This window comes from Citrobacter sp. MNAZ 1397, assembly GCF_023613995.1.
Classification (GTDB): Bacteria; Pseudomonadota; Gammaproteobacteria; order Enterobacterales; family Enterobacteriaceae; genus Phytobacter; species Phytobacter ursingii.
On the sequence record NZ_JAKIVH010000001.1, the window covers coordinates 1,823,530 to 1,847,353 of the forward strand.

The window sequence follows — 23,824 nt, forward strand, 5'->3', positions numbered from 1 at the left end:
TAATTTATGGATATAGCGAACTATTTAACTGATATCGACGGTATTTTTTATCGGGCAATCGATCCCGCTTATCGCAATTTTGCGTTATCGGGTTCCAGGGGGCCGGGCCGTTATTCAGACAGTGATCAACCCACACTGTACCTGAGTTCATCGCCAGAAGGGGTTGAGGCAGCGATGAAGTCCCACAGTGCTAACAGGCGTGCCAACCTCGACATTGTCAGAGTTAGCGTCACCACTGATAAAATTATCGATCTCAGAAATGATGAAGCACTGTTGGCCGCAGGTATTGACCTTAGCGATGCTATCGCGCCATGGCAGGAAATTGTCCGCGAAGGCGGTGTTCCGCGGTCATGGAAAGTCCGTAATCATCTGGAATCGCTTGGGATAAAGGGGCTCATTGACCCTTCACGAAAAGCGCCCGGACGTTGGCATCTGGTTCTTTTTAGCTGGAACCATGACAGTCATTCTCGTGTATTTCTGCTTGAATGAATGGACGCGTTCAGGCGGTTCTTTATCGCACTGTCTTTCGCTTCTTCGGGGCGTGGATTTACCCATGCCCTCAGCGTTTATCCAGCACGCTGGCCACCTTGCCTGTGCAGTGGTGGCCGAACACTCATCCTCTCTTCTCTTTCAGCGCCAGGCGTAAATGCCCGTTATTACGCTGTAACGCTTCGCTGGCATCCCACGCCTCCATGCCTGCGAGCAGCATCAGAATGGCGGTTTTGCACTGCTGATTGCAGCTTGCCAGCGCCGCTTTCGCCTCTTTACGTGAACAATCACAGGCTGCCATCACGATCGCTATCTGGCGCTCCTGCCATTTACTTTTCGTCGCCGGAATATCCACCCGCAGGTTGCTGTATACCCGGCCACTGCGGATAGCCAGCGTGGTCGTTAACATCGTAAGAATGGATTGCTGCGCGCGTCGTGCTTTGGGATGACCGTAACCGGCAACCACTTCCGCGCCCGTTGGCGGCACAATCACAATATCCCCCAGGCTTGCCGCTTCGCTTTGTTGATCGGCAGTCAATACCGCCACCATTGCGCCAGTATTATTGGCCTGGCGCAACGCGCCCCACACCCATGGCGTTTTACCGCTTAACGTTAGCGCCAGCAGAACATCATTGTGGTTAAAATCAATCGCCTGTAGCGCACCGATCCCACCGTCGTAGTCGTCTGCCTGGGTGTCATTAACTGCAATGCAGCGCACCTGCGCCTGGCTGTCCGGGGAAAAATCAGAAATTGCCTGCTGCGCCAGTTCGCCGGAGGCCCCGGCCCCGATAATCACCACGCGCCCGCCGCGACTGAGTGCCGCCACCGCATGCTCAACGACTCTCGCTACATCAGGCAAACAGTGCGCCACTGCGTCGTGCGCAGCGATATCTTCCTGATGAATGAGTTGCAGGACATCGTCTGTTGAGAGTCTGTCTATCTCCGTTGTCCGGTCATTACGTCGTGCTTTCGCCGCTGCCGTTAACAAAGTGCTCATCATTACCTCCTTTTTATTTATCCTGCCCTACTATAAAGCGATTCATATAATTGCCTTGCGAGACGTGTCACGTAAATGAGGGGATAAATTCAAAGGTGACAAGCCGTTAGCCGCTTTGAGATACGCGCCCGTTCGGCGATAATTACCCTCTTTCTGTGAATGATTTTGAGGCCGCAGTGAACGGAAGGCATCCACATCCTGCTTCGCGCAAACGCGCCATGAAACTCAGTACCCTGGTTACGCTGATGCTGTGCAGCGTCATTGTCTCGGTGCTACTGGTGGTTTATGCGCTCTATTTTGTTCAGATCGCCAATGTCACCCGTGAAGGGGTAAAGGACACTGCGATGGCCGTTGCCCGCACGCTTGCCGATGAGCCGGAGATCAAACGCGCATTGTCTATGCCCACCGGTAACGAAACGGTACAAGACCTCGCCCAGGCCGTACAACGCAGAAATGACCTGCTTTTTGTGGTCGTGACCGATATGAACGGCATCCGTTTATCCCATCGCGACGTCAGTGAAGTCGGTAAACACTTTATTGGTGATGATCTGATCCCGGCCCTGCATGGCCGGGAGAATGTCTCGGTCAACCATGGCGTTCTCGCCGAGGCGCTGCGCGTGTTTACACCGGTATTTGATGCCCGGCATCAGCAAATCGGCGTGGTCGCTATCGGCATCTCGCTCAGTAAAGTGGATAAGCAAATAAGCCACAGCCGCTGGGGATTGCTGCTCGCGATGTTGTTTAGCGCACTGGTCGGCTCGCTCGGCATCTGGGTGCTGGTGCGGGTGCTCAAACGTATTCTCTTTGGCCTGGAGCCTTATGAAATTTCTACCCTTTTTGAGCAACGCCAGGCCATGCTGCAATCCCTCAAAGAAGGGGTTATTGCCGTTGACCGCGAGGGAAATATCACCCTGGCCAACCAGGCGGCGCGTCAGATGTTGCTCAACACCAATAACCACGTCACCAGCGACATTCGCCACACGCCCCTCTTTGCCGATCTGCAAACCGTGTTGCACAGCGGGCAGCCACTGTCCGATCAGGAGATTGGCTGCAACGGGCATTTACTGCTGTGTAACAGCGTGCCCGTGCGCGGCCAGGACGGGGTCATTGGCGCGGTCAGCACATTCAGGGATAAGACCGAAATCAGTCAGTTACTGCAACGTATCGATGGGATGGTCAATTATGTGGACGCGCTACGCGCCCACTCCCACGAATTTATGAACAAGCTGCACGTGATCCTCGGCCTGCTCAACATGAAGCGTTATGACACGCTTGAAGAGTATGTGCTGCAGACGGCAGAAGGTTATCAGAACGACATCGGCACCCTCCAGCATCAGATTCAGTCTCCTGTGGTGGCAGGTTTTCTGCTGGGCAAAATCAATCGCGCCAGAGAAGCCGGGATTATCCTTACCCTGGCGAATGAATCCCTGGTACCGGATAACCCCAACCAGCAGCAGGTGACGGCGCTGGTGACCATCCTGGGTAATCTTATTGAAAATGCCCTCGACGCCATGTCCAGGCAATCTGACGGCGAAATTGGTCTGCTGCTGCATTATCAAAACGGCTGGCTAAGCGCCGAAGTGAGCGACGATGGTCCCGGTATTGCCCCGGAACATATCGATGCCATATTCCATAAAGGTTACTCAACCAAAGGCGAAAACCGTGGTGTCGGGCTGTTCCTCGCCCGCCAGCAGTGCGAAAATCTCGGCGGCAGCATTACGGTGGAGTCAGAACCTGGCGTATTTACTCAATTTTTTGTACAACTCCCCTGGGACAGTGAGAGGAAAAGCGTGTGATTAATGTATTAATTGTCGATGATGACGCCATGGTCGCGGAGCTGAACCGCGTCTATACCACGCGGTTATCAGGCTTTACCTGTTGTGGCGTCGCCTCCACCCTGCGTCAGGCCGAAAACATGATTAACGACCCGGCGCTGGATATCGATTTGATCCTGCTTGATGTCTATATGCAGCAGGACAACGGCCTGTCACTGCTCCCGATCATCCGCGCCAGCGGACGTAAAATCGACGTCATCATGATCTCCTCCGCCTCCGATGCCGCGACAATTCAGACATCGATGCACTACGGCGTGGTGGATTATTTAATCAAACCGTTCCAGTTTCCGCGCTTTGAAGAAGCCCTGACCCACTGGCAGGAAAAAAAGAAACTGATGGGCGCGCAGCAGTATTACGAACAGGCGGATGTGGACAGGCTGCTCCACGGCGGGCCGCAGGAGGTTGCCGATACCCGGCGCTTGCCAAAAGGGCTGACCCCGCAGACGTTGCGGACTATCTGTCAGTGGATTGATGCGCACCCGGATATCGAATTTTCGACCGATGAGCTGGCGAATGCGGTCAATATTTCCCGCGTCTCCTGTCGTAAATATCTGATGTGGCTGGCGCAGATTGGCATTTTGTTTACCACCATCCACTACGGGGTCACGGGGCGCCCGGTCTATCGTTATCGGTTGCTTGAGGAGCAGTACGGATTGCTTAAACAGTACTGTCAGTAAACGTGTAGCTATCATCCATCAGCGTAAAACGGACATTACGCGTGGATGAGGCCACCACCCGTCGGTCTTTGGTGATGAATATCGCCTCGATCTCCGGCTTCTGACGAAGCGCCTGACACCCTTGTTCCTCTCCCATCCCGTATAACAGCGTGGTCCAGATATCGCCATCCAGTGAGTCGGTCGATATTACCGTCACACTGTCGAGTTCATTGTCGAGCGGGTATCCCGTCGCCGGATTAAGAATGTGGTGGTAGCGTTTGCCGTCTACCTCAAAAAAGCGCTCATAGGTTCCCGACGTGACCACCGATTTATCTTCCACATCGATAACCCCGACCAGCGCATCTGCCGCCGAAAACGGCTTTTTCAGCCCAATGCCCCAGCCTCCCTGCGGCGCGCCGAGCGTATGCACGTTACCGCCGAGATTAATCAACGCCTGTGTAACCCCTTCCCGACCCAGGAAATCACGTACCCGGTCAGCAATATAGCCTTTGGCAATCGCCCCCAGATCGATCTCCATCCCCGGCAGCGCCAGATAAACCGAGCCTGCGGCCTCGTCCAGTAACACGTTTTGTGGGTCGGTCAGCGCCAGCAGGGCCGCCAGTTCATCCGCGGGTGGTACGGCATTGTCGTGGCGAAAACCAATCCGCCAGCGCTTGACGAGTGGCCCAATCGCCAGATTAAAGCAACCGCCTCTGACCAGGCTTGCCGCCTTCGCGCAGGCAATTAACTCATAGACCGGACGGCTCACCACCACCGGATGCTGCCCGGCGGCCAGATTGATATCCATCACTTGCGAAGGCGTGCGATTGACCGTGAAGAGATCTTCATAACGTTTAATCAGGCGAAAGGTGCGGGCGGCAAGCGAGGGATCGTGAAGGAATAATTTGAGCAGGACTGGCGATCCCATCAGGACGGCGGAGTATGACCAGACACCTTCTTGCTGTTCCATATTCACTCCTAAAAAAATGCCCCGGTCAAGGCCGGGGCTTATCATCAGGCCTGCGCTTTCGCCCAGTTTGCCGCATGGTGCCCGGCCAGTGAACCAAAAATAATGATGTCCGCTACCGCGTTACCGCCGATACGGTTGCTGCCGTGGATCCCACCGGCCACCTCGCCTGCGGCGAACGCCCCCGGAATGACCTGCTGCTGTTTATTCAGCACCGCTGTCTCAGTGTTGATGGTCACACCCCCCATAGTATGGTGCACCCCCGGCGCAATGCGGATCGCGTGGAACGGACCTTCATTAATCGGGTTACGCAGTGCGGTCGTACGGCCAAAATCGCTATCATGCTGCTGCTCAACAAAGCCGTTGTAACGCTCAAGCGTTGCCAGGAAAGCATGATAATCCATACCCAGTTTCTCCGCTAACTGACGCGGTGAGCTGGCGCTGGTCACAAAGCCGCGGGCGATATACTCATCTGCCGCTTTGTTTTTCGCCCGTACATGTTCGTCAAAGACGATATACGCATACTGTTCCGGCAAGGCGATGATCTGCGCGGAGACTTTGTCGCGGGTTTCCATTTCATTAAAGAAGCGGTTGCCCTTCTGGTTAACCAGGATCGCCCCGCCGCCGCGAATCGATTCGGAAATGAGGTAAGAGGTGTTCTGTTCCACCGTCGGGTGGATCTGAATTTCGCCCATATCCACGGTATCTGCACCGATATGTTGAAGCAGCGCAATACCGCCCCCGGTTGCCCCTTTGTGGTTGGTAGTGACAAAGCCCGCCAGATCCGGGCGATATTTCACCACCATCTCGCTGTTAGCGCTGAACCCACCGGTAGCAACAATCACGCTTTTCACCGCGACGGTGAGGGTTTCGTTTTCGTCATTGACAAGACGTACCGCGCTGACTTTTCCTTGCTCGCAGAGGATCTCTTCAACCGACGTATCGAGCATCACGTCGATGCCGCGCCTGGTCACGTTACGTACCAGACCGCTAATCAGATAACCACCTACCGCTGAACCGTCTTTTGGACGGTGGGTACGGTCAATGCTCATGCCGCCCGTCGTGGTGATGTCGTTGAGCATAATTCCACGATTCGCCAGCCATTCGATGGCCTGCGGCGCGTGTTCCACGAAACAACGCAACAGCTCAGGGTTGTTGCGGTTTTGGCCGCCTTTCAGCGTCTCCTGATAGAAGAGTTCTTTGCTGTCTTCAATGCCTTTCACACGCTGGAAGCGAGTTTCAGCGGCATTCATCCCGGCGGATGCTTTGATGGTGTTACCGCCAAAGGTTGGCATTTTTTCGACGATCAGTACGCGTGCACCTTCGTCATGCGCCTGAATCGCCGCCGCCAGTCCGGCGCCGCCGCTGCCGACCACCACCACATCATAATTTTTCGGCGTGGTGTCATCCGCGCCCTCTTCCTGCGCCAGCGCTTTACCCGATTTCACCATCGCTTTGGAGACCGCTTTTTTCACCGATTCGCTCTGGCTGGTTGCCCCGGAAATCGCATCAACATGCGGGCTGTTGGCGGTCAGAATGCGTGAACGAATCTCATCAAAACTGGTGACAAAATCCACATCATCGCCAGCCTCTGACAGCAGTTCGATATCAGCGATACGGTCGGTTTCAAGGCTGATATTGAGTACCAGCTCGCGGGTATCATCCTGTACCGTTTCAGTGTAAACGCCCGGTTTGAATTTTTTATCCGCCATGCTCATGTCGCGGATCATCGCTTCGACCAGCGAAAAGCGCCACAGCGGTTCCGGGATGGTCAACGCTTCACGCTGGGTGCTGTCGATGAACAGTTCCAGCGTTTCACCCCGCATGATGCGATCCGCCCAGTCCGGATACGCAATACAGGCGCGCCCCACGGCAATCAGATCATAGCCGTGGTCAACCGCGTCCTGGGCGTCAGCCGCGTTTACCACACCGCCCACGCCCATCACCGGCACCTGGGCCAGGGTTTCGGAACGCTGGGCGACATATTTTTCAATCAGCGGCGTGGGATCGGTGGTTTCAACAATGGAAGGACGCAATGTTGCGCCAACGGAGAAGTGCAGATAATCCAGGCCACGCGCAGCCAGTTTTTCCAGTAGATACAGGGTGTCATCAAAGCGGATCCCTGGCACTTCCATCTCTTCCGGTGAGAAGCGATAACCGATGATAAAGGCGTCATCCGCATACTGACGGACCATTTTGTGGGTGATATCAAGCACCGCCAGTGGGAATTTCGCGCGGTTATCGCGACTGCCGCCCCACTCGTCATCGCGCTGGTTGGAGTTTGGTGAATAGAACTGCTGAATGAGATAGGTGTTGGCACCATGTAACTCAACGCCATCAAAGCCAGCAAGAATGGCGCGGCGTACGGCGTCACCGAACTTCGCGACCATCTCTTCCACTTCCTGAGTGGTCAGGGCAACCGGCGTGGCCGCGCCGTCACGCGGTGCCGCCAGCGCGCTTGGGCCAACCGGTGTGCGGCCACCAATCAGTTTCGGGTCGACCATGCGACCGCCGTGGTAAATCTGCAGGATAGCTTTTGATCCTTTGGATTTAATGGCGTTAGCAATTTTCGCCAGCCCCGCCACTTTTGCATCGTTATCAATCCCGATAGCGCCAGGGAACGCAAGACCCAGATTATCAACAAAGCAGCATTCAACAATCACCGCCCCGATGGCCCCGGCACGCTCACGGTAATACTCGATCAACTCACTGCTGACCGTACCGTCAAAATAGCCTGTGCAGGTGGTCATAGGCGCCATCAGCAGACGGTTTTTTAGCTCGGTACCATTCGGTAGTGTAAAGGGGGTGAAAATTTGCGAGTAAAGGCTCATAAATAAACTCCAAACTTAAAAGTGAAATTTGAGAATTCTTGTCGGACGTTATTTTCGTTGTCGTTTTTGCCGAATCCATGCCATTAATATAATAATTTCTTTAGTTTCTTAATTGCTTACTTTAGTTATAAAACTATTTAATCCCTTCAATAACATTAATAACTCAAAGGTGTTATTAATTAAATAAAACACAATTAACATTTGCGCTAACAAATATAACCAATAAGCTACTACTTCGTAAGTATTTAAAAACGAATAAAATCAAATAAAAATTAATAAAATCAATAAATTATAACCATAAATCAGCTAGAAAATGTAATAAACACGAACATGCACAGAGAAAAAGTGTATCGATTCAGCAAAAATAAAAAAGCCTCGTTGTTTTTTATTTCAATGGTACACAAAGACGCCATTAGATAATTTTCTTGATCGCGATCAATTGCTGATAAAGCGAAAATAGCATTATAGAAAAAGACCCGATTTTTAATTTTTCGCATGCTTTATTGCGGCTAAAACCCATTTATTTAACGTGCCAGGTTTGAATTTAATAAGTAAAAAAAGTTTTGTAACTAAAGTCATTAAATTCGTATTACCCGGCGTGGAAACAGAATCCTTATCAACCTTAGAACGCTACTATGAAAGAGAAATCATCCGCTTTAGCACCTTCACAGGTGAGCAGTAAAAAGAGTGGCAACCCGAGCAAGCTATTGATGCTGGCGCTACCGGTTATTGTCGCGGTACTCCTGCTGTTCGTGCCTGTTCCGCAAGGCCTGCCACCGTTTGCATGGCACTATTTCGCCATCTTCGTGGGCGTGATCGTCGGGCTTATCTTTGAACCCCTGCCCGGCGCAGTTATCGGTATGACCGGCGTGGTGGTGATTGCGCTGTGCAGCCAGTGGTTGCTGTTCAGCCCTGAGCAACTCGTGGATCCGAAATTCAAACTCGCAGCGCAGTCCTTTAAATGGGCGGTTAGCGGTTTTAGCAACTCCACCGTGTGGCTTATCTTCGGTGCCTTTATGTTTGCCGCCGGCTACGACAAGACCCGCTTCGGTCGCCGTCTGGCGCTGATTCTGGTGAAATATCTCGGCCGTCGCAGCCTGACGCTCGGCTACGCCATCACCTTCGCCGATCTGTTGCTGGCGCCGTTCACACCGTCTAATACCGCACGCAGCGGTGGCACCATCTTCCCGATCATTGCCAACCTGCCGCCGTTGTACGGTTCAAAACCCAACGATCCGAGCGCGCGTAAAATCGGCTCCTATCTGATGTGGGTGGCGATCACTGCGGCCTGTATCACCAGTTCCATGTTCTTGTCTGCGCTGGCGCCAAACCTGCTGTCTCTGGCACTGGTAAAAAGCATTACCGGGCTCGACATCTCCTGGGGGACCTGGTTCCTGGCATTCCTGCCGCTGGGTATTTTGCTGATTTTGACCATGCCGCTGCTGGCGTACTGGTTCTACCCGCCGGAAGTGAAAGTGAACGATGAAGTCCCTCTGTGGGCCAGCCGTGAGCTGGAAAAGCTGGGCAAATTGTCGCGCAATGAAATCCTGCTGCTGGTGTTCGTCTGTTCCGCGTTGGTGATGTGGATCTTTGCCGCCAACTGGATTGAACCGGCCCTCGCCGCGCTGCTTATCATCGTGCTGATGCTGTGGACCGGCGTGCTGGAGTGGAACGACATCACCAGCAACAAAGCCGCATGGAACACCTTCGTCTGGTTTGCCACCCTGGTAGCGCTGGCCGACGGTCTCTCCTCCACCGGCTTTATCGCGTGGCTGGGTAAAGAAGGCGGTTCGCTGATGGGCAACGTCTCACCGGGCGTGGCGACCATTGTTCTGCTGCTGGCGTTTTACCTGCTGCACTACCTGTTCGCCAGTACCACGGCGCACACCACCGCACTGCTGCCGGCTATGTTGACCATCGCGTCAACCATTCCAGGAATGAATATGCAGGTCTTTGTACTGGTGATGGTCACGTCGCTGGGCGTGATGGGCATCATCACCCCCTACGGTACCGGCCCAAGTCCGATTTACTACGGTAGCGGCTATCTGCCCACCAAAGACTACTGGCGTCTGGGGACCATTTTCGGTGCCATCTTCCTGGCCGCCCTGCTGTTGATTGGTTATCCGTGGATTTCCATGATGTTCTGATTCCTCGCCGCCGGAGACCCTCCGGCGGCGTTTTTTTGTCGCTGCCGCATGGATGTATGCGGCTCTAACCTTAAAAAAAGCGAGAGAGCTATGTCGACGAAACCGTTTTACTATCAGGATCCCTTCCCGCTGGCGCATGACGATACGGAATATTATCTCCTCAGCCGCGAGCATGTTTCTGTTGCCGAGTTTGAGGGGCAGCAGATACTGAAAGTCGAGCCGCAGGCTCTTACTCTGCTGGCGCAACAGGCTTTCCACGACGCCGCCTTTATGCTGCGCACGGCGCATCAGCAACAGGTTGCCGGGATTCTGACCGACCCGCAGGCCAGCGAAAACGACAAGTACGTGGCGCTGCAATTCCTGCGTAACTCTGAGATTGCCGCCAAAGGCGTGTTACCGACCTGCCAGGACACCGGCACGGCGATCATCATGGGCAAAAAAGGCCAGCGCGTATGGACTGGCGGCGGTGATGAAGCGGCGCTGACCCGCGGCGTCTATAACACTTATACCGAAGATAACCTGCGCTACTCGCAAAACGCGGCGCTGGATATGTACAAAGAGGTCAATACCGGCACCAACCTGCCTGCGCAGATTGACCTCTACAGCGTCGATGGCGACGAGTACAAATTCCTGTGTATGGCGAAAGGCGGCGGCTCTGCCAACAAAACCTACCTCTACCAGGAAACCAAGGCGCTGATAACGCCAGCGAAGCTGAAAAAATACCTGGTGGAAAAAATGCGTACCCTCGGTACTGCCGCCTGCCCGCCGTACCATATTGCGTTTGTCATTGGCGGCACGTCTGCGGAATCCACCCTGAAAACGGTCAAACTCGCCTCTACCCATTACTACGATGGGCTACCGACCGAAGGCAACGAGCACGGCCAGGCGTTCCGCGATGTTCAGCTTGAAGCAGAACTGATGATCGAGGCACAAAATCTTGGTCTCGGCGCGCAATTCGGCGGCAAATACTTCGCCCACGATATTCGGGTCATTCGCCTGCCGCGCCACGGCGCCTCCTGCCCGGTGGGCATGGGTGTCTCCTGTTCCGCGGATCGTAATATCAAAGCTAAAATTAATCGCGATGGTATCTGGATTGAAAAACTGGAGTCGAATCCGGGAAAATACATTCCACAGGCACTGCGCGAAGCCGGTGAAGGTGATGCGGTAAAAGTCGACCTCAATCAACCGATGGCCGACATTCTCAAACAGCTGTCACAGCACCCGGTCTCAACCCGCCTGTCCCTTTCCGGCACGATCATCGTCGCTCGCGATATCGCCCATGCGAAATTGCAGGAGATTATCGACCGTGGCGAGGCCCTGCCGCAGTATGTTAAAGACCACCCGATTTATTACGCAGGCCCGGCGAAAACGCCGGAAGGCTATGCCTCTGGCTCCCTCGGCCCAACCACGGCCGGGCGTATGGACTCTTATGTTGATCAGTTACAGGCCCGGGGCGCAAGCATGGTGATGCTGGCAAAAGGCAACCGCAGCCAGCAGGTGACCGATGCCTGCCATAAACACGGCGGCTTCTACCTCGGCAGCATTGGCGGCCCGGCGGCGGTACTGGCGCAGCAGAGTATAAAAAGCCTTGAGTGTGTGGCGTACCCGGAACTGGGTATGGAAGCTATCTGGAAAATCGAGGTGGAAGATTTCCCGGCCTTCATTCTTGTGGATGACAAAGGCAATGACTTTTTCCAGCAGATCCAGAATAAACAATGCGCTAATTGTGCAATGAAATAATTAACTTACGCAGGCCGGTATTTTCCGGCTTGCGATTTCCCGCAAAAGCAATATTATTAGCTCATCACCTCTCCTTACTAATTAAACTAAAGTAAGCATTCTGTAATTATTTAAACCAGAGTGAATGTGACTACCATCACTCATTATTGCAGAAGAGATCGCTAAATTATCCACTGTCAGTATCCCTTATAATAAAACATTGGCACAGGATCATTTATGCAATCAATTTTACTTCAATCTTTGTTCCCTTTAGTTTTCATCATGGTATTAGGTTGGTTGAGCGGGAAATTAGGTTATACTAAACGTGAAGATGCCAATGTCATGGCATCTGTGGTTATCCGCTTCGCGCTGCCCTTTCATCTATTTATTGGCGCATTAAATACTGACCCGGAGAAAATACAAAATCTGTCATTTATGGCAGTATTGGTTATTGGCCTGATGGGTTCTTATTTATTTACTCTGCTTGTTTCCCGCTTCGTGTTTCGCCACGATATTAAGACCAGCGCCATTCAATCACTGGTCTGCGCCTTCCCGGATATGGCCTATTTTGGCGCACCGGTACTGGCGGTATTAATCGGGCCAGAAGGTTTTCTCGGCGTGTTGATTGGCAATGTGGTGACCAGCGTATTTATGATCCCACTGACCATTGTCCTTATCCGTATGGGCGATAAAAATCACACCGAAGACCTGAACCCGGTGAAAATGGTGTTGCAAAATCTGTGGAAAGCGGCGCGTAACCCTATCGTCTGGATCCCGGTAACCGGTATTCTGCTGAGCCTGGCAGGCGTAAAATTGCCGCACCTGCTCAGCTCGCCCATTGAGATGGTAGGCAAAATCGCCGGTGGCTTATCGCTCTTCGCACTCGGTCTGCTGTTTTACGGCGAGCGTCCTTCTTTCAACATTCAGACCTGTACCAATATTGGCATTAAAAATTTAATTCAGCCGATCATGATGGCCGTTGCCGGGTTAGCGTTCGGTCTCAATCATACGCTGATGCAGCAAGTTGTTATTATTGGTGCGACCCCATCAGCTATTGCCGCCGGCATGTTTGCCCTGCGTAGTGACACCTATGTCGAATCAGCGTCATCGTCCATATTATTAGGCACGGCACTTGGCGTAATAACCGAAGGGTTCATGATTTATTTGGTTTCATAAATCAAGTATCAACAGATGTTATTTAACTAATTAAAGCTTTTTTAAATTAAACAAACCAAAAACCAACGCCATGTGCGATTAGAATGGCATGGCGTAACTTTAATCAACACCAGGCGACCTCATTAATAACGGCAATACGTTGCCGTTTTTGCAGGCAAGGTATGTGTTTATTCAGGAGTCGTAACATGTTAAAAAAAGAGATGCTGTACACGCCCTATACCGGGGCGGTATTGCTGGAAACTCCATTATTAAATAAAGGGCTGGCGTTTACTCAGGAAGAACGCCAGGCACTGAATTTAAATGGGCTGCTCCCCGACACGATAGAAACCATTAAAGAACAAACTGACCGGGCATGGGCGCAGTTTTGCCATTTCAAACGTGACATTTCGAAACATGTTTATTTGCGAAATATTCAGGACACCAACGAGACATTATTTTACAACCTGGTGCGCACGCATTTAAGTGAAATGCTCCCCATCATTTATACCCCGACGGTGGGCGAAGCCTGTGAGCATTTCTCCGATATCTATCGCCGCGCCCGTGGCCTCTTTATCTCCTGGCCGAACCGCCACCAGATTGATGAGATGCTGCAACAATTTTCACGTAACGATATCCGTGTCATTGTCGTAACCGACGGTGAGCGCATTCTGGGCCTCGGCGACCAGGGCGTGGGTGGAATGGGCATTCCTATCGGCAAGCTCTCCCTTTATACCGCCTGCGGCGGGATCAACCCGGCCACCACGCTGCCTATCATGCTTGACGTCGGGACTAACAATACCCAACGCCTGGAAGACCCGCTGTATATGGGCTGGCGGCACCCACGTATCACCGATGACCAGTACATGGAATTTATGGATATGTTCATCGATGCGGTCAAAGCCCGCTGGCCCGACGTTCTGCTGCAATTCGAAGATTTTGCCCAGAAGAACGCGACGAAATTGCTCAACCGCTACCGGGATAAACTGTGCTGCTTCAACGATGACATTCAGGGCACCGCTGCCGTCACCCTGGGTACATTGATTGCCGCCTCGCGCACCGCAGGCGTGAATTTACAGGACCAGCGGATTGTCTTTTTAGGGGGTGGCTCCGCAGGCTGCGGCATTGCGGAAAAAATCATTGCCTATATGGTTTCAACCGGTCTTAGCGAAGCGCAGGCGCGCGGCCGCGTCTTTATGGTTGACCGCTTTGGCCTGTTGACGGACGACATGCCGAACCTGCTCGACTTCCAGCAAAAACTGGTCACGCCGCGCGAGGCTATCGCCCACTGGGATGTGGAGCAGAACAATATCTCCCTGCTGGATGTGGTGCGTAACGCCCACCCGACGGTGATGATCGGTGTTTCCGGTCAACCGGGCTTGTTCAGTGAAGAGATCGTCAAAGAGATGTACAGCCACTGCCCGCGTCCGATCATTATGCCGCTCTCCAACCCGACCTCACGGGCGGAAGCGCAGCCACGCGATTTGATTGAATGGACCCAGGGTGCGGCGCTGATTGCCACCGGCAGTCCGTTTGCGCCAGTGCATTACGATGGCGCGGTCTACGAGATTGCCCAGTGCAACAACGCCTATATCTTCCCGGGGCTGGGGCTTGGGATCCTCGCCGGGAAAGCCAAACGGGTAACGGAAAACATGCTGATGGCGGCAAGCCAGGCGCTGGCCGCACATTCACCGCAGGCCACCCTGGAGCGCGGCGGTTTGTTACCGGCAGTGGAGGATATCGGTGAGATTTCCCGCGCCATTGCCTTAGCCACTGCACGTGCCGCTCAGCAGGATGGGGTCGCCCCGCAGGCCAGCGACGACGAACTGAATGCGGCCATCGAGAAAACCTTCTGGGAAGCGCAATACGCCCCCTATAAACGCGCGTCGTTCTAAGTTCGCGCAGGCAGGGGAATGGACCTCCCCTGCTTTCAAACCACACACCGTCTCGTAAAATGCCTGATCTGCTTAGCAGTTTATAACTTTTGACATCCCCTGAATGAAGGAGTGATGATGGCCTTCTCTCGCTGATGCGTGGATGCTGTCGGCCCGCGCAAAAAACTTCATCGCAAGGAAAAACAGATGAACGCATTTTTCTCTACCCGGGCAGGTTGTGTTGTCCGCTGGTTAGATCTCCCCGGCGACGGTGTGCCGCTGGTCTTTGTACACGGCCTTGGCTGTGCCTCTTCGTACGAGTACCCGCGCGTGGTTTGCGACCCAAACTTCCAGGGCCGACGCGCCATCCTGATTGACCTGCCGGGTTATGGGTACAGCGAGAAACCGAAAGAATTTAGCTATTCCATCAGCGAACAGGCCCGTGTCGTCGCCGAGCTGATTACCCATTTACAGCTCAATGACTACTTTCTGTATGGACACAGCATGGGCGGGAGTATCGCCATTGAAGCCGCAACTCAACTGGACGGTTTACGTGGACTGATCGTCTCCGAGCCTAACTTCCGCCCCGATGGGGGATTTTTTAGCCGTCAGATTTGCCGGGTCGATGAAGAGACCTATATCACCCATGTCTATGCGCTCATGATGAACAACTATAAAAACCCCTGGACCGGAAGTTTATCGGCCGCCGCCCCCTGGGCTGTCTGGCGTGGCGCATCCAGCCTGATTGCCGGCAATCAGTGGTTTGAGATGTTTGTTGAACTTAATAAGCCTGTCTGCCTGCTGTTTGGCGAAAAATCCCTGCCGGATACTGATTTTACGCAGCTGAGTGCCATGGGTATCGCCACCGTGGAACTGGCCGACTGCGGACATAATATGTCGTGGGAGAACCCACCCGCCCTTGCCGCTGCGCTGGCCGCGTTCTGCTCAGAATACGAATAACCCCAGGCCATTAGCGCAGGTGTGTGCGCTTAAACTGGCTGGCATCAATGTCGTACTGCTTCATTTTGCGCCACAGGGTGGTACGACCAATGTTGAGCAACCGCGACATCTCCTGTATTCGCCCGTTGGTCACCCTGGCGGCCTGGATAATGGCCTCTTTTTCGACGGCAGAAAACGTGAGATTTGCCGACAACCTGGCGCCCGGTTCCTGCTGCGCGCCGCCTTCGTTAAACAACCAGTCCGGCAGATGACTCAGGCGAATATGGCCCTGTTCGCTGCTGATAGCGATATTTTCAATAATACTGTTGAGTTCAAAATCATTCCCCGGCCAGGAGTAGGCCACCAGCCGGGCCAGCGCATCGTCATCCACCCGAAGGCGCGAAGAAAATCGCCGTTCGAGTCCGCGCAGACGGTTTTGTACCAGTGAAGGAATACTCTCACGACGCTCCCGCAGCGGCGGAATCACTATCTCAAAAGCGCGCAAAGCATAGTAGAGCTGGCGGCTAAAGCGGTTTTGCTCAACCAGATTCCCCAAATCGACCGTGGTGGCGGCAATGACTTTGACATCCACCGGCACCAGACGCCGGGCCTCAAGCCGCGTGAGCACCCCTTGCTTAATCACCTGCAATAACGCTGATTGTAGCTCGGGGGCCAGATACTCGATTTTTTCCAGAAACAGCGTTCCGCCGTTGGCCAGCTCCAGGCGGCTGAGACGCCCTTTCTCATTTTCTGTCGCCGCGCTGCCCATAAAATCAAGCCCCAGCGCACTGTCAGCATATAACTGGCAGTTGACGGCGATATATGGCCCCCCGGCACGTTCACTCTCATTATGAATAGCCTGAGACATCAGCTCCTTCCCCACCCCCTCTTCCCCGTATAGTAGAACAGGAAACGCACCGCGCGCCGCCTGCCGACCAGACTGGATCAGACGGCGGGTTTGCGGATCGTCGGCAGGCATCTGCTCAAAGGTATGGCTGACTTTACCCAACTGGCTGGTCATTAGCTGACGCATCTGCTCCACCGGATGTAGCAGCAAAATAAAGCTGTTACCCTGCGCTTCGACGATCGGTTTGAGGGTCACCACCGCATCAATAAACTGATGCTGGCTTTCAAATGTCACTTCTGCGTGGTTAACCGCCTGGGCATGTTTAATCGCCCGGCGAAGCAGCGCGGGTAATGTCACCAGGTCGCTGATATTTTTCCCCTGACTGACCTGGGCGTCGAGATGCAGCATGCGCGCCGCCTGCACGTTGAGAAACTGCAACACCCCCTGCTCATTCCAGGCCATCACCCCGTCATCCATACTTTCCAGCAGACCGTACATCTGGTTCAGGTGGCGGTTGGATTCCGCCAGCAAATTGTCTGTCAGCAGTGAGTTGCCTATCTCCCTGGCCGTTGCCAGCGTCAGCGAAAGATCCGCTGATGAAGCATGCTCCGCCCGGCAGCACAGCGCGATAGACCCTGACAAACGGCCATGATTATCGAATACCGGCGTTGAACAAAAGGCCCACGGGAACAGCGCCTGTTTGAAATGTTGGTTGCCCAGCGTCTTAACCGGCTGGCCCATCATCGCGGCCAGGGATAGCGCACAGCTGCCGATAATACTTTCCGCACAGTAGCTGCCGGGCAGGAACCCCAGCCGGGCCAGCGCATCAAGCGTGTCGGGATGACCGCAGCGACTCAAAATACAGGCGGACTCATCAAGAATGAACAGCGCGCAGGGGCGCCCTTCCATATATTCCAGGGCATCTTCCAGCGCCGCCTGACCAATCGTCAGCAGCCCGGTTTTACGACGGCTGATGGTTTCAAACGTCAGCCCTTGCGCCTGATGCGGTGTCCCCCAGGTTTCACGCTGCATCATTTTTTCGCAGCGCTGCCAGGAATGGGCGATGAAGGAGGCGACATCCTGTTCTGTCATCTGATACTGAGTCATACGCAGTTCCGTCGGGGTCAGGTAGAGACGGTTATTGTCGCTGTATCCCCAAAAAGAAATCAACGCAAAACGTTCCATTATGGAACCTTCATCAACAACGATAGTGCGTCATGCGATCCGCCTCTCATTGGCCGCCGTACGAGGCGACTGGCAGAGATCGCCGTCCGGGTACGCTGACGTCCTGGACAAAATATATCCTGCAGCGAGAAAAAGGTTAAAAAGTGATCGCCGGTCGCATTTTCACCTTTTTTACGGCAGCAGCGTTTCAATCTGGAACGTTTGTTCATAAGAGTGTTTCACTATGAAACCCAATTTTTAGACATTTTCTTTTTCTCGCACCAGAGGAGAATCAGCACATCGGCCAGGGAAACCCGGATGTCGGTTATCCGCCGCTGATACCCTACAACATCAGGCCTGCGCGCAGCGGATGGCCTGGTTCACCTCCTGCGGAGTAGGAATAATGAAAAAACTGATTAACCGTGTGGAAGATGTATTAAGCGAACAATTAGCTGGCCTGGCTAAAGCGCACCCTGAGCTGACGCTGCACCAGGACCCGGTGTATATGACCCGCGCCGATGCCCCTGTCGCCGGGAAAGTGGCGCTGTTATCCGGCGGCGGAAGCGGTCACGAACCGATGCACTGCGGCTATATCGGCAAAGGCATGTTAAGCGGCGCCTGTCCGGGGGAGATTTTCACCTCTCCCACGCCGGACAAAATGTTCGAATGCGCCATGACCATTGATGGCGGTGAAGGCGTACTGCTGATCATCAAAAACTACACGGGCGATATCCTCAATTTCGAAACCGCCGCTGAATTGCTGCACGACAGCGGTGTGAAGGTCACCACTGTCGTGGTGGATGACGACGTGGCGGTGAAAGACAGTCTCTATACCGCCGGACGCCGTGGAGTGGCGAATACCGTACTGATTGAAAAACTGGTCGGTGCCGCCGCCGAGCGCGGAGATTCACTGGATGCCTGCGCGCAGTTGGGCCGCAAACTCAACAATCAGGGGCACTCCATCGGTATCGCCCTGAGCGCCTGTACCGTGCCTGCGGCCGGCCAGCCTTCGTTTACGCTTGCGGATAACGAGATGGAGTTTGGCGTCGGTATCCACGGTGAACCGGGTATTGACCGCCGCCCGTTTAGCTCTCTTGATACCACTGTCGATGAGATGTTTAAGGTTCTGCTGGAAAACGGCAACTACAGCCGCACCCTGCGCGAATGGGATCACACCAGCGGTAGCTGGCAGGAAGTCAAACAGAGCAAACAGGCCCTGAAGCGAGGCGATCGCGTCATTGCGATGGTCAACAATCTGGGTGCAACGCCGCTGTCTGAACTGTACGGCGTCTACAACCGACTGGAAACGCGCTGCCAGGAAGCCGGTATTGTCATCGAACGTAATCTGGTTGGTAGCTGGTGTACGTCACTGGATATGGGCGGCTTCTCCATTACCTTGCTCAAAGCCGACGACGAGATCCTCGCGCTGTGGGATGCGCCTGTCCACACACCCGCTATGACCTGGGGTAACTAAGGAAATGTTATGTCGCTGAACAGAAACCAAATTGTTGACTGGCTCTACCGTTGCGGCGAGGTCTTCACCAAAGAGAGTGATTTCCTCACCGGCCTGGACAGGGCCATTGGTGATGCGGACCACGGCCTGAATATGCACCGCGGTTTTAGCAAAGTGGTGGAAAAGCTGCCCGCCATCGCGGACAAAGACATCGGCTTTATTCTCAAAAACACCGGCATGGTGCTGCTCTCAAATGTCGGTGGAGCCAGCGGTCCGTTATTCGGCACCTTTTTTCTGCGTGCGGCGCAGGCGACACAGGCCCACCAAAGCCTGACGCTGGTTGAGCTGCAGCAGATGATCCGTGAAGGCGCCGAAGGGGTCATCAGCCGTGGTAAAGCAGAGCCCGGCGACAAAACGATGTGTGATGTCTGGCTACCTGTCGCGGAATCGCTGGAACAGGCGATCGCGCAAAACCTGTCGATTCCCGCAGCGCTGGAAGCCGCAAGCCAGGTGGCGGAACAGGCGGTTCAGTCGACGATCACCATGCAGGCCCGCAAAGGCCGCGCCAGCTATCTGGGTGAGCGCAGTATTGGTCATCAGGACCCAGGCGCAACCTCGGTGATGTTTATGGTGCAGATGCTGGCGGCAGCCGCAAAAGCATAAATGAAGGAAACGGCGATGGTTAACCTGGTAATTGTTTCTCATAGCGCCCAACTGGGCCAGGGTGTCGGGGAACTGGCCCGGCAGATGTTAACGGGAGATGGCTGCAAGTTAGCCATCGCCGCTGGAATTGACGATCCCGAGAATCCGATCGGCACCGATCCGATTAAAGTGATGGAGGCCATTGAGTCGGTGGCCGACACCGATCATGTGCTGGTGATGATGGATATCGGTAGCGCCCTGTTAAGCGCGGAAACCGCGCTGGAATTGCTTGACCCGGATATTGCCGGGAAAGTTCGTCTCTGCGCTGCGCCACTGGTAGAAGGCACTCTGGCTGCAACGGTTAGCGCCGCCACCGGTTCTGACATTGACAAAGTGATTGCCGATGCGCAAAACGCCCTCCAGGCAAAGCGTGTTCAGCTCGGACTCGACGCACAGCAGGAGCCCCCCCCACTACCGCAAACAGACGATGATCTGCAAGAAGACGCGCGTACTGTCACGGTGACCGTGCACAACCCTAACGGCCTGCACGTTCGCCCGGCTTCCCGCCTGGTGGCTGCGCTGGCCGGGTTTGACGCCCGGCTTTTGCTGGAAAAGGAGGGAAAATGTGTCAAGCCGGACAGCATTAACCAGATAGCGCTTTTGCAGGTACGCTGTCATGACACCCTGCGTCTGATTGCCCGAGGTCCGCAGGCGGAACTGGCGCTGGCCGCCTTTGAACGTCTGGCACAAGAGAATTTCGGCGAAACGCTCACGGCGCAACAGCCTGAGGCGACGCCAGACGTTCCGTTACAGATGACAGGCCAGGCATTGCGCTATACTCCAGGCGAACTGCCGCTGGCCCAGGCCACTGTCCGAACACCGCAAGAGGAAATGGCCCGTTTGCACAGTGCCGTAAAAGATACGCTGGACGATCTGAGTGATCTGATTCGCCTGGCGGAAGAGAAGTTTTCACCCGATATCGCCGCTATTTTTGCCGGTCACCAGACTCTGCTTGATGATCAGGACCTGATGGACAGTGCCTGGGAGATGCTGCGCCAGCGAAAATGCACGGCGGAATGGGCGTGGCATAAGATATTGATGGAACTCAGCAGCCAGTATCGCCACCTTGATGATGCCTATTTGCAGGCTCGCTATATCGATATTGAAGATTTACTGCACCGCACGCATCTGCATCTGGCGCAGGCGCTGGAAAACATCCCGACGCCGCTGCGCCCGAGTATCCTTATCGCCAGCGATCTTTATCCGTCCGTCATGTTGCAACTGGATAAGAAAAACATCGCCGGCATTGCCCTGTTGCAGGGGAGTCCGCACTCTCATAGCGCGATTATCGCCAGAGAAGCCGGGATCTCCGTGCTGTATCAACAAAGTAACGCACTGGCAAACGTGCGCAACGGTGAAACACTTACCCTCGACGCCGCCCGCCCTGAATAAACTGACGACACTCCCCTTGCCGGGAGTGTTTTTTGTAACGCAATAATGCGCAGGCGTTCTCACGATACCGCTTGCGACGGGACTCATCCCGGCACACTCACCGGCCATCGCGCTTAACTGCATGCAGACTGCTCCCCTGTCCGGGCACTCTCTCGCTAGCTGGGGGGATTAGCCTTATCAAACGCCGCCTGGGCCGCCAGCATGGCATCCATATTGTCTTCTACCCACAGGGTCAGAAATGACATGGTGTGTGTGAGCGTTTTACCTAACGGCGACAAACTGTATTCCACCGTGACGGGAACCGTGGGGAAAATTTTCCGTGAGACCAGCCCGTCACGCTCCAGCTTTCTCAATGTCTGCGTCAACATTTTCTGCGTGATCCCGCGAATATGTCGTCGCAAACTGTTAAAACGCTGCGGCTCTTTTTCGAGACAACCCAGTACCAGCAATGCCCATTTATCTGCCAGTCTTGAGAGCACATCGCGCGTCGGACAGCGATCATCGTAAACATCGTAAGGTAATTGCAGTTTATTCATAACGATAGTTTCTCTTACAAGGTTTCCTCAGGGAAACTTAGTGGCCTTCAGGTGCCTTCTTTCATGACCACAGGATAATGTGTATAAATCGCTTCAGGTATCTATTGGATACTAAGGCACTCTGAATGACAAAGTATTTATACATACCTTGCGCAATCCAGTGTCGATAAAATAAACCTGAGAACATTCGACCACCTTTCGCACAATAACGCGGCAGTCAGTGGCGCGACGAAATAAGAGATGACATCGTGTTGAATAAATTTGATGAAACGTTTACCCGGTACACCAGGCATCCTGATTTTGGTCGATTACTGCTTCGGTTGACGTTCGGCATTTTAATGCTTTTTCATGGCGTTGCCAAAGTGAACCACGGCACAGGCTGGATTTCCGCAATGCTTGAAGCTAAAGGATTACCCGGTTTTATCGCCCAGGGTGTATATATTGGAGAAATTGTTGCACCCGTCCTGATCATTATTGGCTGGTTAACCCGCCCTGCCGCTTTTATTTATGCCTTTAACATTGTGGTGGCAACCTTGCTGGTGGGTACCGATAAATTCTTTACCCTGACCAACGTCGGGGCATGGGGACTTGAAAGTGAAGCACTCTATTTCCTCGGAGGCCTGTGCATTATGTTTCTTGGCGCCGGGAAATACAGTTTGTCTGGTAATAAAGAATAATCATTCACCATTGAGGGATTACCTATGAGTATCGTTGTTGTCTATTTTTCTGGCTACGGCCACACTTCCCTGGTTGCGGAAAATGTCGCTGCCGGCGCCAACGCTGAGCTGATTGCGATTAATGAAAATGGCGAAATCACCGAGAGCGACTGGCAAAAGTTAAACAACGCGAAGGCGATTATTTTTGGCGCGCCGACTTACATGGGCGGTGTACCGTGGCAATTTAAAAAGTTTGCCGATGCCACTTCTAAGGCGTGGTTTACCCGTAGCTGGCAGGATAAAATTTTCGCCGGTTTCAGTAATAGCGCGAGCCTCAACGGTGACAAACAAGTGACGTTACAGTACCTGCAAACCCTGGCGTCTCAGCACGGCGGTGTGTGGGTGAGTCTTGGTTTGCCTCCGGCGAACACGCTGGCTGCATCGCGTGAAGATCTGAACAACCTGGGCGGTTCTGTCGGCCTGTTGGTGCAGTCTCCTTCCGATGCGGGCGCTGATAAGATTCCTTCTGGCGACCTCGCCACCGCGACCAAATTCGGTGAACGTGTTGCGGCCATTACCGCACGCTTCAACTGATTTACTGCACGTATGAAAAAGGGTCAGCCACGCTGACCCTTTTTACGTGTAAGAACACGCTTAACGGTAAACAATACCGCCATCAATCAGAATCGACTGGCCGGTGACATAATCCGAATCCGGGCCTGCCAGGTAAGAGACCAGGCTTGCCACATCGTCCGGGGTTTCGGCACGGCCCAACGCAATCCCTTCCACATATTTCTTATACGTTTCACCCACCGGCGCACCCGTGATCTCCGCGAAACGCTGGTCGATTTCGGTCCACATCCCGGTGCCCACGATACCCGGACAATAGGCATTCACCGTAATACCCCGGCTGGCATACTCTTTCGCCGCCGCCTGCGTCAGCGCACGGACGGCAAATTTTGTCGCAGAGTAAATGCCCAGCATCGCAAAACCATCGTGACCGGCAATGGAACAGGCGTTAATAATTTTGCCTTTCTGCTTACGCTCTTCGAATTTTTTCGCCGCAGCCTGAATTCCCCACAGGGTGCCCTGCACGTTAATCCGCATAATGCGATCCACCTCTTCCGGGGTGACATCGGAGAGCGGTTGTACCTGCGCGATACCGGCGTTGTTAACGATGATGTCAAAACCGCCCAATTCGCGTTCCGCCTGAGCGATAGCCGCGTAAACCTGGTCGCGATCGGAGATATCAGCCACAAAGGTGGCGGCTTTGCGCCCTAATGCCCGAACCTCAGCGGCGACTGCCTCGAGCGCCTCTGCCTTCATATCCACCAGCATAATTGCCGCGCCATCTTTGGCCAGACGCAACGCAATGCCTCGCCCAATCCCTTGACCGGCACCGGTTACCAGCGCGACTTTATTTTCGATAGCCATACTTTTCTTCACCTCATCCTGACAGGAAAAACAC

At 53.9% G+C, this 23,824-nt stretch carries 19 protein-coding genes; 13 read left to right on the top strand and 6 right to left on the bottom strand.

Going from position 1 to position 23,824, the window contains the following annotated elements; genetic code table 11:
• Positions 1–6: 6 nt before the first annotated feature.
• Entirely contained in the window at positions 7–489 is a 483-nt protein-coding gene (locus tag L2097_RS08425; RefSeq protein WP_250352586.1) for an RES family NAD+ phosphorylase, read from the top strand.
• Between the two features lie 124 nt (positions 490–613).
• Here the strand turns inward: L2097_RS08425 and L2097_RS08430 are convergent, their stop codons facing one another.
• Positions 614–1,486, bottom strand: a complete 873-nt coding sequence (locus L2097_RS08430; RefSeq protein WP_047370698.1) for an N-acetylmuramic acid 6-phosphate etherase — start codon at positions 1,484–1,486, stop codon at positions 614–616.
• 218 nt (positions 1,487–1,704) lie between these two features.
• Here L2097_RS08430 and L2097_RS08435 point away from each other — a divergent pair, with 218 nt between their 5' ends.
• Positions 1,705–3,282 (top strand): sensor histidine kinase, encoded by a 1,578-nt coding sequence (locus L2097_RS08435; protein WP_142518780.1) that lies wholly within the window; start codon positions 1,705–1,707, stop codon positions 3,280–3,282.
• Positions 3,279–3,998, top strand: a complete 720-nt coding sequence (dcuR, locus tag L2097_RS08440; protein WP_047370700.1) for a two-component system response regulator DcuR — start codon at positions 3,279–3,281, stop codon at positions 3,996–3,998. The genes L2097_RS08435 and dcuR overlap by 4 nt, the downstream gene beginning before the upstream one ends.
• Here dcuR and L2097_RS08445 read toward each other — a convergent pair.
• Together L2097_RS08445 and L2097_RS08450 are read right to left on the bottom strand one after the other, a co-directional pair.
• Positions 3,979–4,947: an FAD:protein FMN transferase gene (locus L2097_RS08445; protein ID WP_250352587.1), complete on the bottom strand. Its 969-nt coding sequence runs from the start codon at positions 4,945–4,947 to the stop codon at positions 3,979–3,981. The two genes, dcuR and L2097_RS08445, sit on opposite strands and share 20 nt — an antisense overlap.
• Before the next feature lie 44 nt (positions 4,948–4,991).
• Positions 4,992–7,775 carry a flavocytochrome c gene (locus L2097_RS08450; RefSeq protein WP_250352588.1) on the bottom strand — a complete coding sequence of 928 codons (2,784 nt, stop codon included), beginning with the start codon at positions 7,773–7,775 and terminating at the stop codon, positions 4,992–4,994.
• Between the two features lie 635 nt (positions 7,776–8,410).
• On the opposite strand from L2097_RS08450, the gene L2097_RS08455 reads away from it, so the two are divergent.
• The 5 genes from L2097_RS08455 (at position 8,411) to L2097_RS08475 (ending at position 15,627) form a co-directional block, all read left to right on the top strand.
• Positions 8,411–9,922, top strand: coding sequence for an anion permease (locus L2097_RS08455; protein WP_047370703.1), 1,512 nt, complete (start codon positions 8,411–8,413; stop codon positions 9,920–9,922).
• A 90-nt stretch (positions 9,923–10,012) separates the two neighbouring features.
• The gene (gene fumA, locus L2097_RS08460) at positions 10,013–11,662 is read left to right on the top strand and encodes a class I fumarate hydratase FumA (protein ID WP_142518784.1); all 1,650 of its coding nucleotides are present in this window, start codon (positions 10,013–10,015) and stop codon (positions 11,660–11,662) included.
• A gap of 216 nt (positions 11,663–11,878) precedes the next feature.
• Positions 11,879–12,817 (top strand): AEC family transporter, encoded by a 939-nt coding sequence (locus L2097_RS08465; protein ID WP_047370704.1) that lies wholly within the window; start codon positions 11,879–11,881, stop codon positions 12,815–12,817.
• A 185-nt stretch (positions 12,818–13,002) separates the two neighbouring features.
• Complete coding sequence (locus L2097_RS08470) at positions 13,003–14,688, top strand: NAD-dependent malic enzyme (protein ID WP_142518785.1); 1,686 nt, start codon at positions 13,003–13,005, stop codon at positions 14,686–14,688.
• A gap of 186 nt (positions 14,689–14,874) precedes the next feature.
• Positions 14,875–15,627 carry an alpha/beta fold hydrolase gene (locus L2097_RS08475; RefSeq protein ID WP_250352589.1) on the top strand — a complete coding sequence of 251 codons (753 nt, stop codon included), beginning with the start codon at positions 14,875–14,877 and terminating at the stop codon, positions 15,625–15,627.
• Positions 15,628–15,637: 10 nt separating this feature from the next.
• Here L2097_RS08475 and dhaR read toward each other — a convergent pair whose 3' ends face one another.
• Entirely contained in the window at positions 15,638–17,560 is a 1,923-nt protein-coding gene (gene dhaR / locus L2097_RS08480) for a dihydroxyacetone kinase operon transcriptional regulator DhaR (protein ID WP_250353149.1), read from the bottom strand.
• A 460-nt stretch (positions 17,561–18,020) separates the two neighbouring features.
• Here dhaR and dhaK point away from each other — a divergent pair, with 460 nt between their 5' ends.
• From dhaK to dhaM, 3 genes are read left to right on the top strand one after another with little or no spacing between them, the layout of a single operon-like run.
• Positions 18,021–19,091 (top strand): dihydroxyacetone kinase subunit DhaK, encoded by a 1,071-nt coding sequence (gene dhaK, locus L2097_RS08485; protein WP_250352590.1) that lies wholly within the window; start codon positions 18,021–18,023, stop codon positions 19,089–19,091.
• 9 nt (positions 19,092–19,100) lie between these two features.
• Positions 19,101–19,733 (top strand): dihydroxyacetone kinase subunit DhaL, encoded by a 633-nt coding sequence (gene dhaL, locus L2097_RS08490; RefSeq protein ID WP_047370707.1) that lies wholly within the window; start codon positions 19,101–19,103, stop codon positions 19,731–19,733.
• Between the two features lie 15 nt (positions 19,734–19,748).
• The gene (gene dhaM / locus L2097_RS08495; RefSeq protein ID WP_250352591.1) at positions 19,749–21,164 is read left to right on the top strand and encodes a dihydroxyacetone kinase phosphoryl donor subunit DhaM; all 1,416 of its coding nucleotides are present in this window, start codon (positions 19,749–19,751) and stop codon (positions 21,162–21,164) included.
• Between the two features lie 155 nt (positions 21,165–21,319).
• On the opposite strand, the gene L2097_RS08500 is transcribed toward dhaM, so the two are convergent.
• Positions 21,320–21,700 (bottom strand): winged helix-turn-helix transcriptional regulator, encoded by a 381-nt coding sequence (locus tag L2097_RS08500; protein WP_047370709.1) that lies wholly within the window; start codon positions 21,698–21,700, stop codon positions 21,320–21,322.
• A 248-nt stretch (positions 21,701–21,948) separates the two neighbouring features.
• Here L2097_RS08500 and L2097_RS08505 point away from each other — a divergent pair, with 248 nt between their 5' ends.
• Positions 21,949–22,377, top strand: a complete 429-nt coding sequence (locus L2097_RS08505) for a DoxX family protein (protein WP_047370710.1) — start codon at positions 21,949–21,951, stop codon at positions 22,375–22,377.
• Positions 22,378–22,401: 24 nt separating this feature from the next.
• Complete coding sequence (locus L2097_RS08510) at positions 22,402–22,950, top strand: flavodoxin family protein (RefSeq protein ID WP_047370711.1); 549 nt, start codon at positions 22,402–22,404, stop codon at positions 22,948–22,950.
• A gap of 60 nt (positions 22,951–23,010) precedes the next feature.
• Here the strand turns inward: L2097_RS08510 and L2097_RS08515 are convergent, their stop codons facing one another.
• Complete coding sequence (locus L2097_RS08515; RefSeq protein WP_047370712.1) at positions 23,011–23,790, bottom strand: acetoin reductase; 780 nt, start codon at positions 23,788–23,790, stop codon at positions 23,011–23,013.
• Between the last annotated feature and the right edge of the window lie 34 nt (positions 23,791–23,824).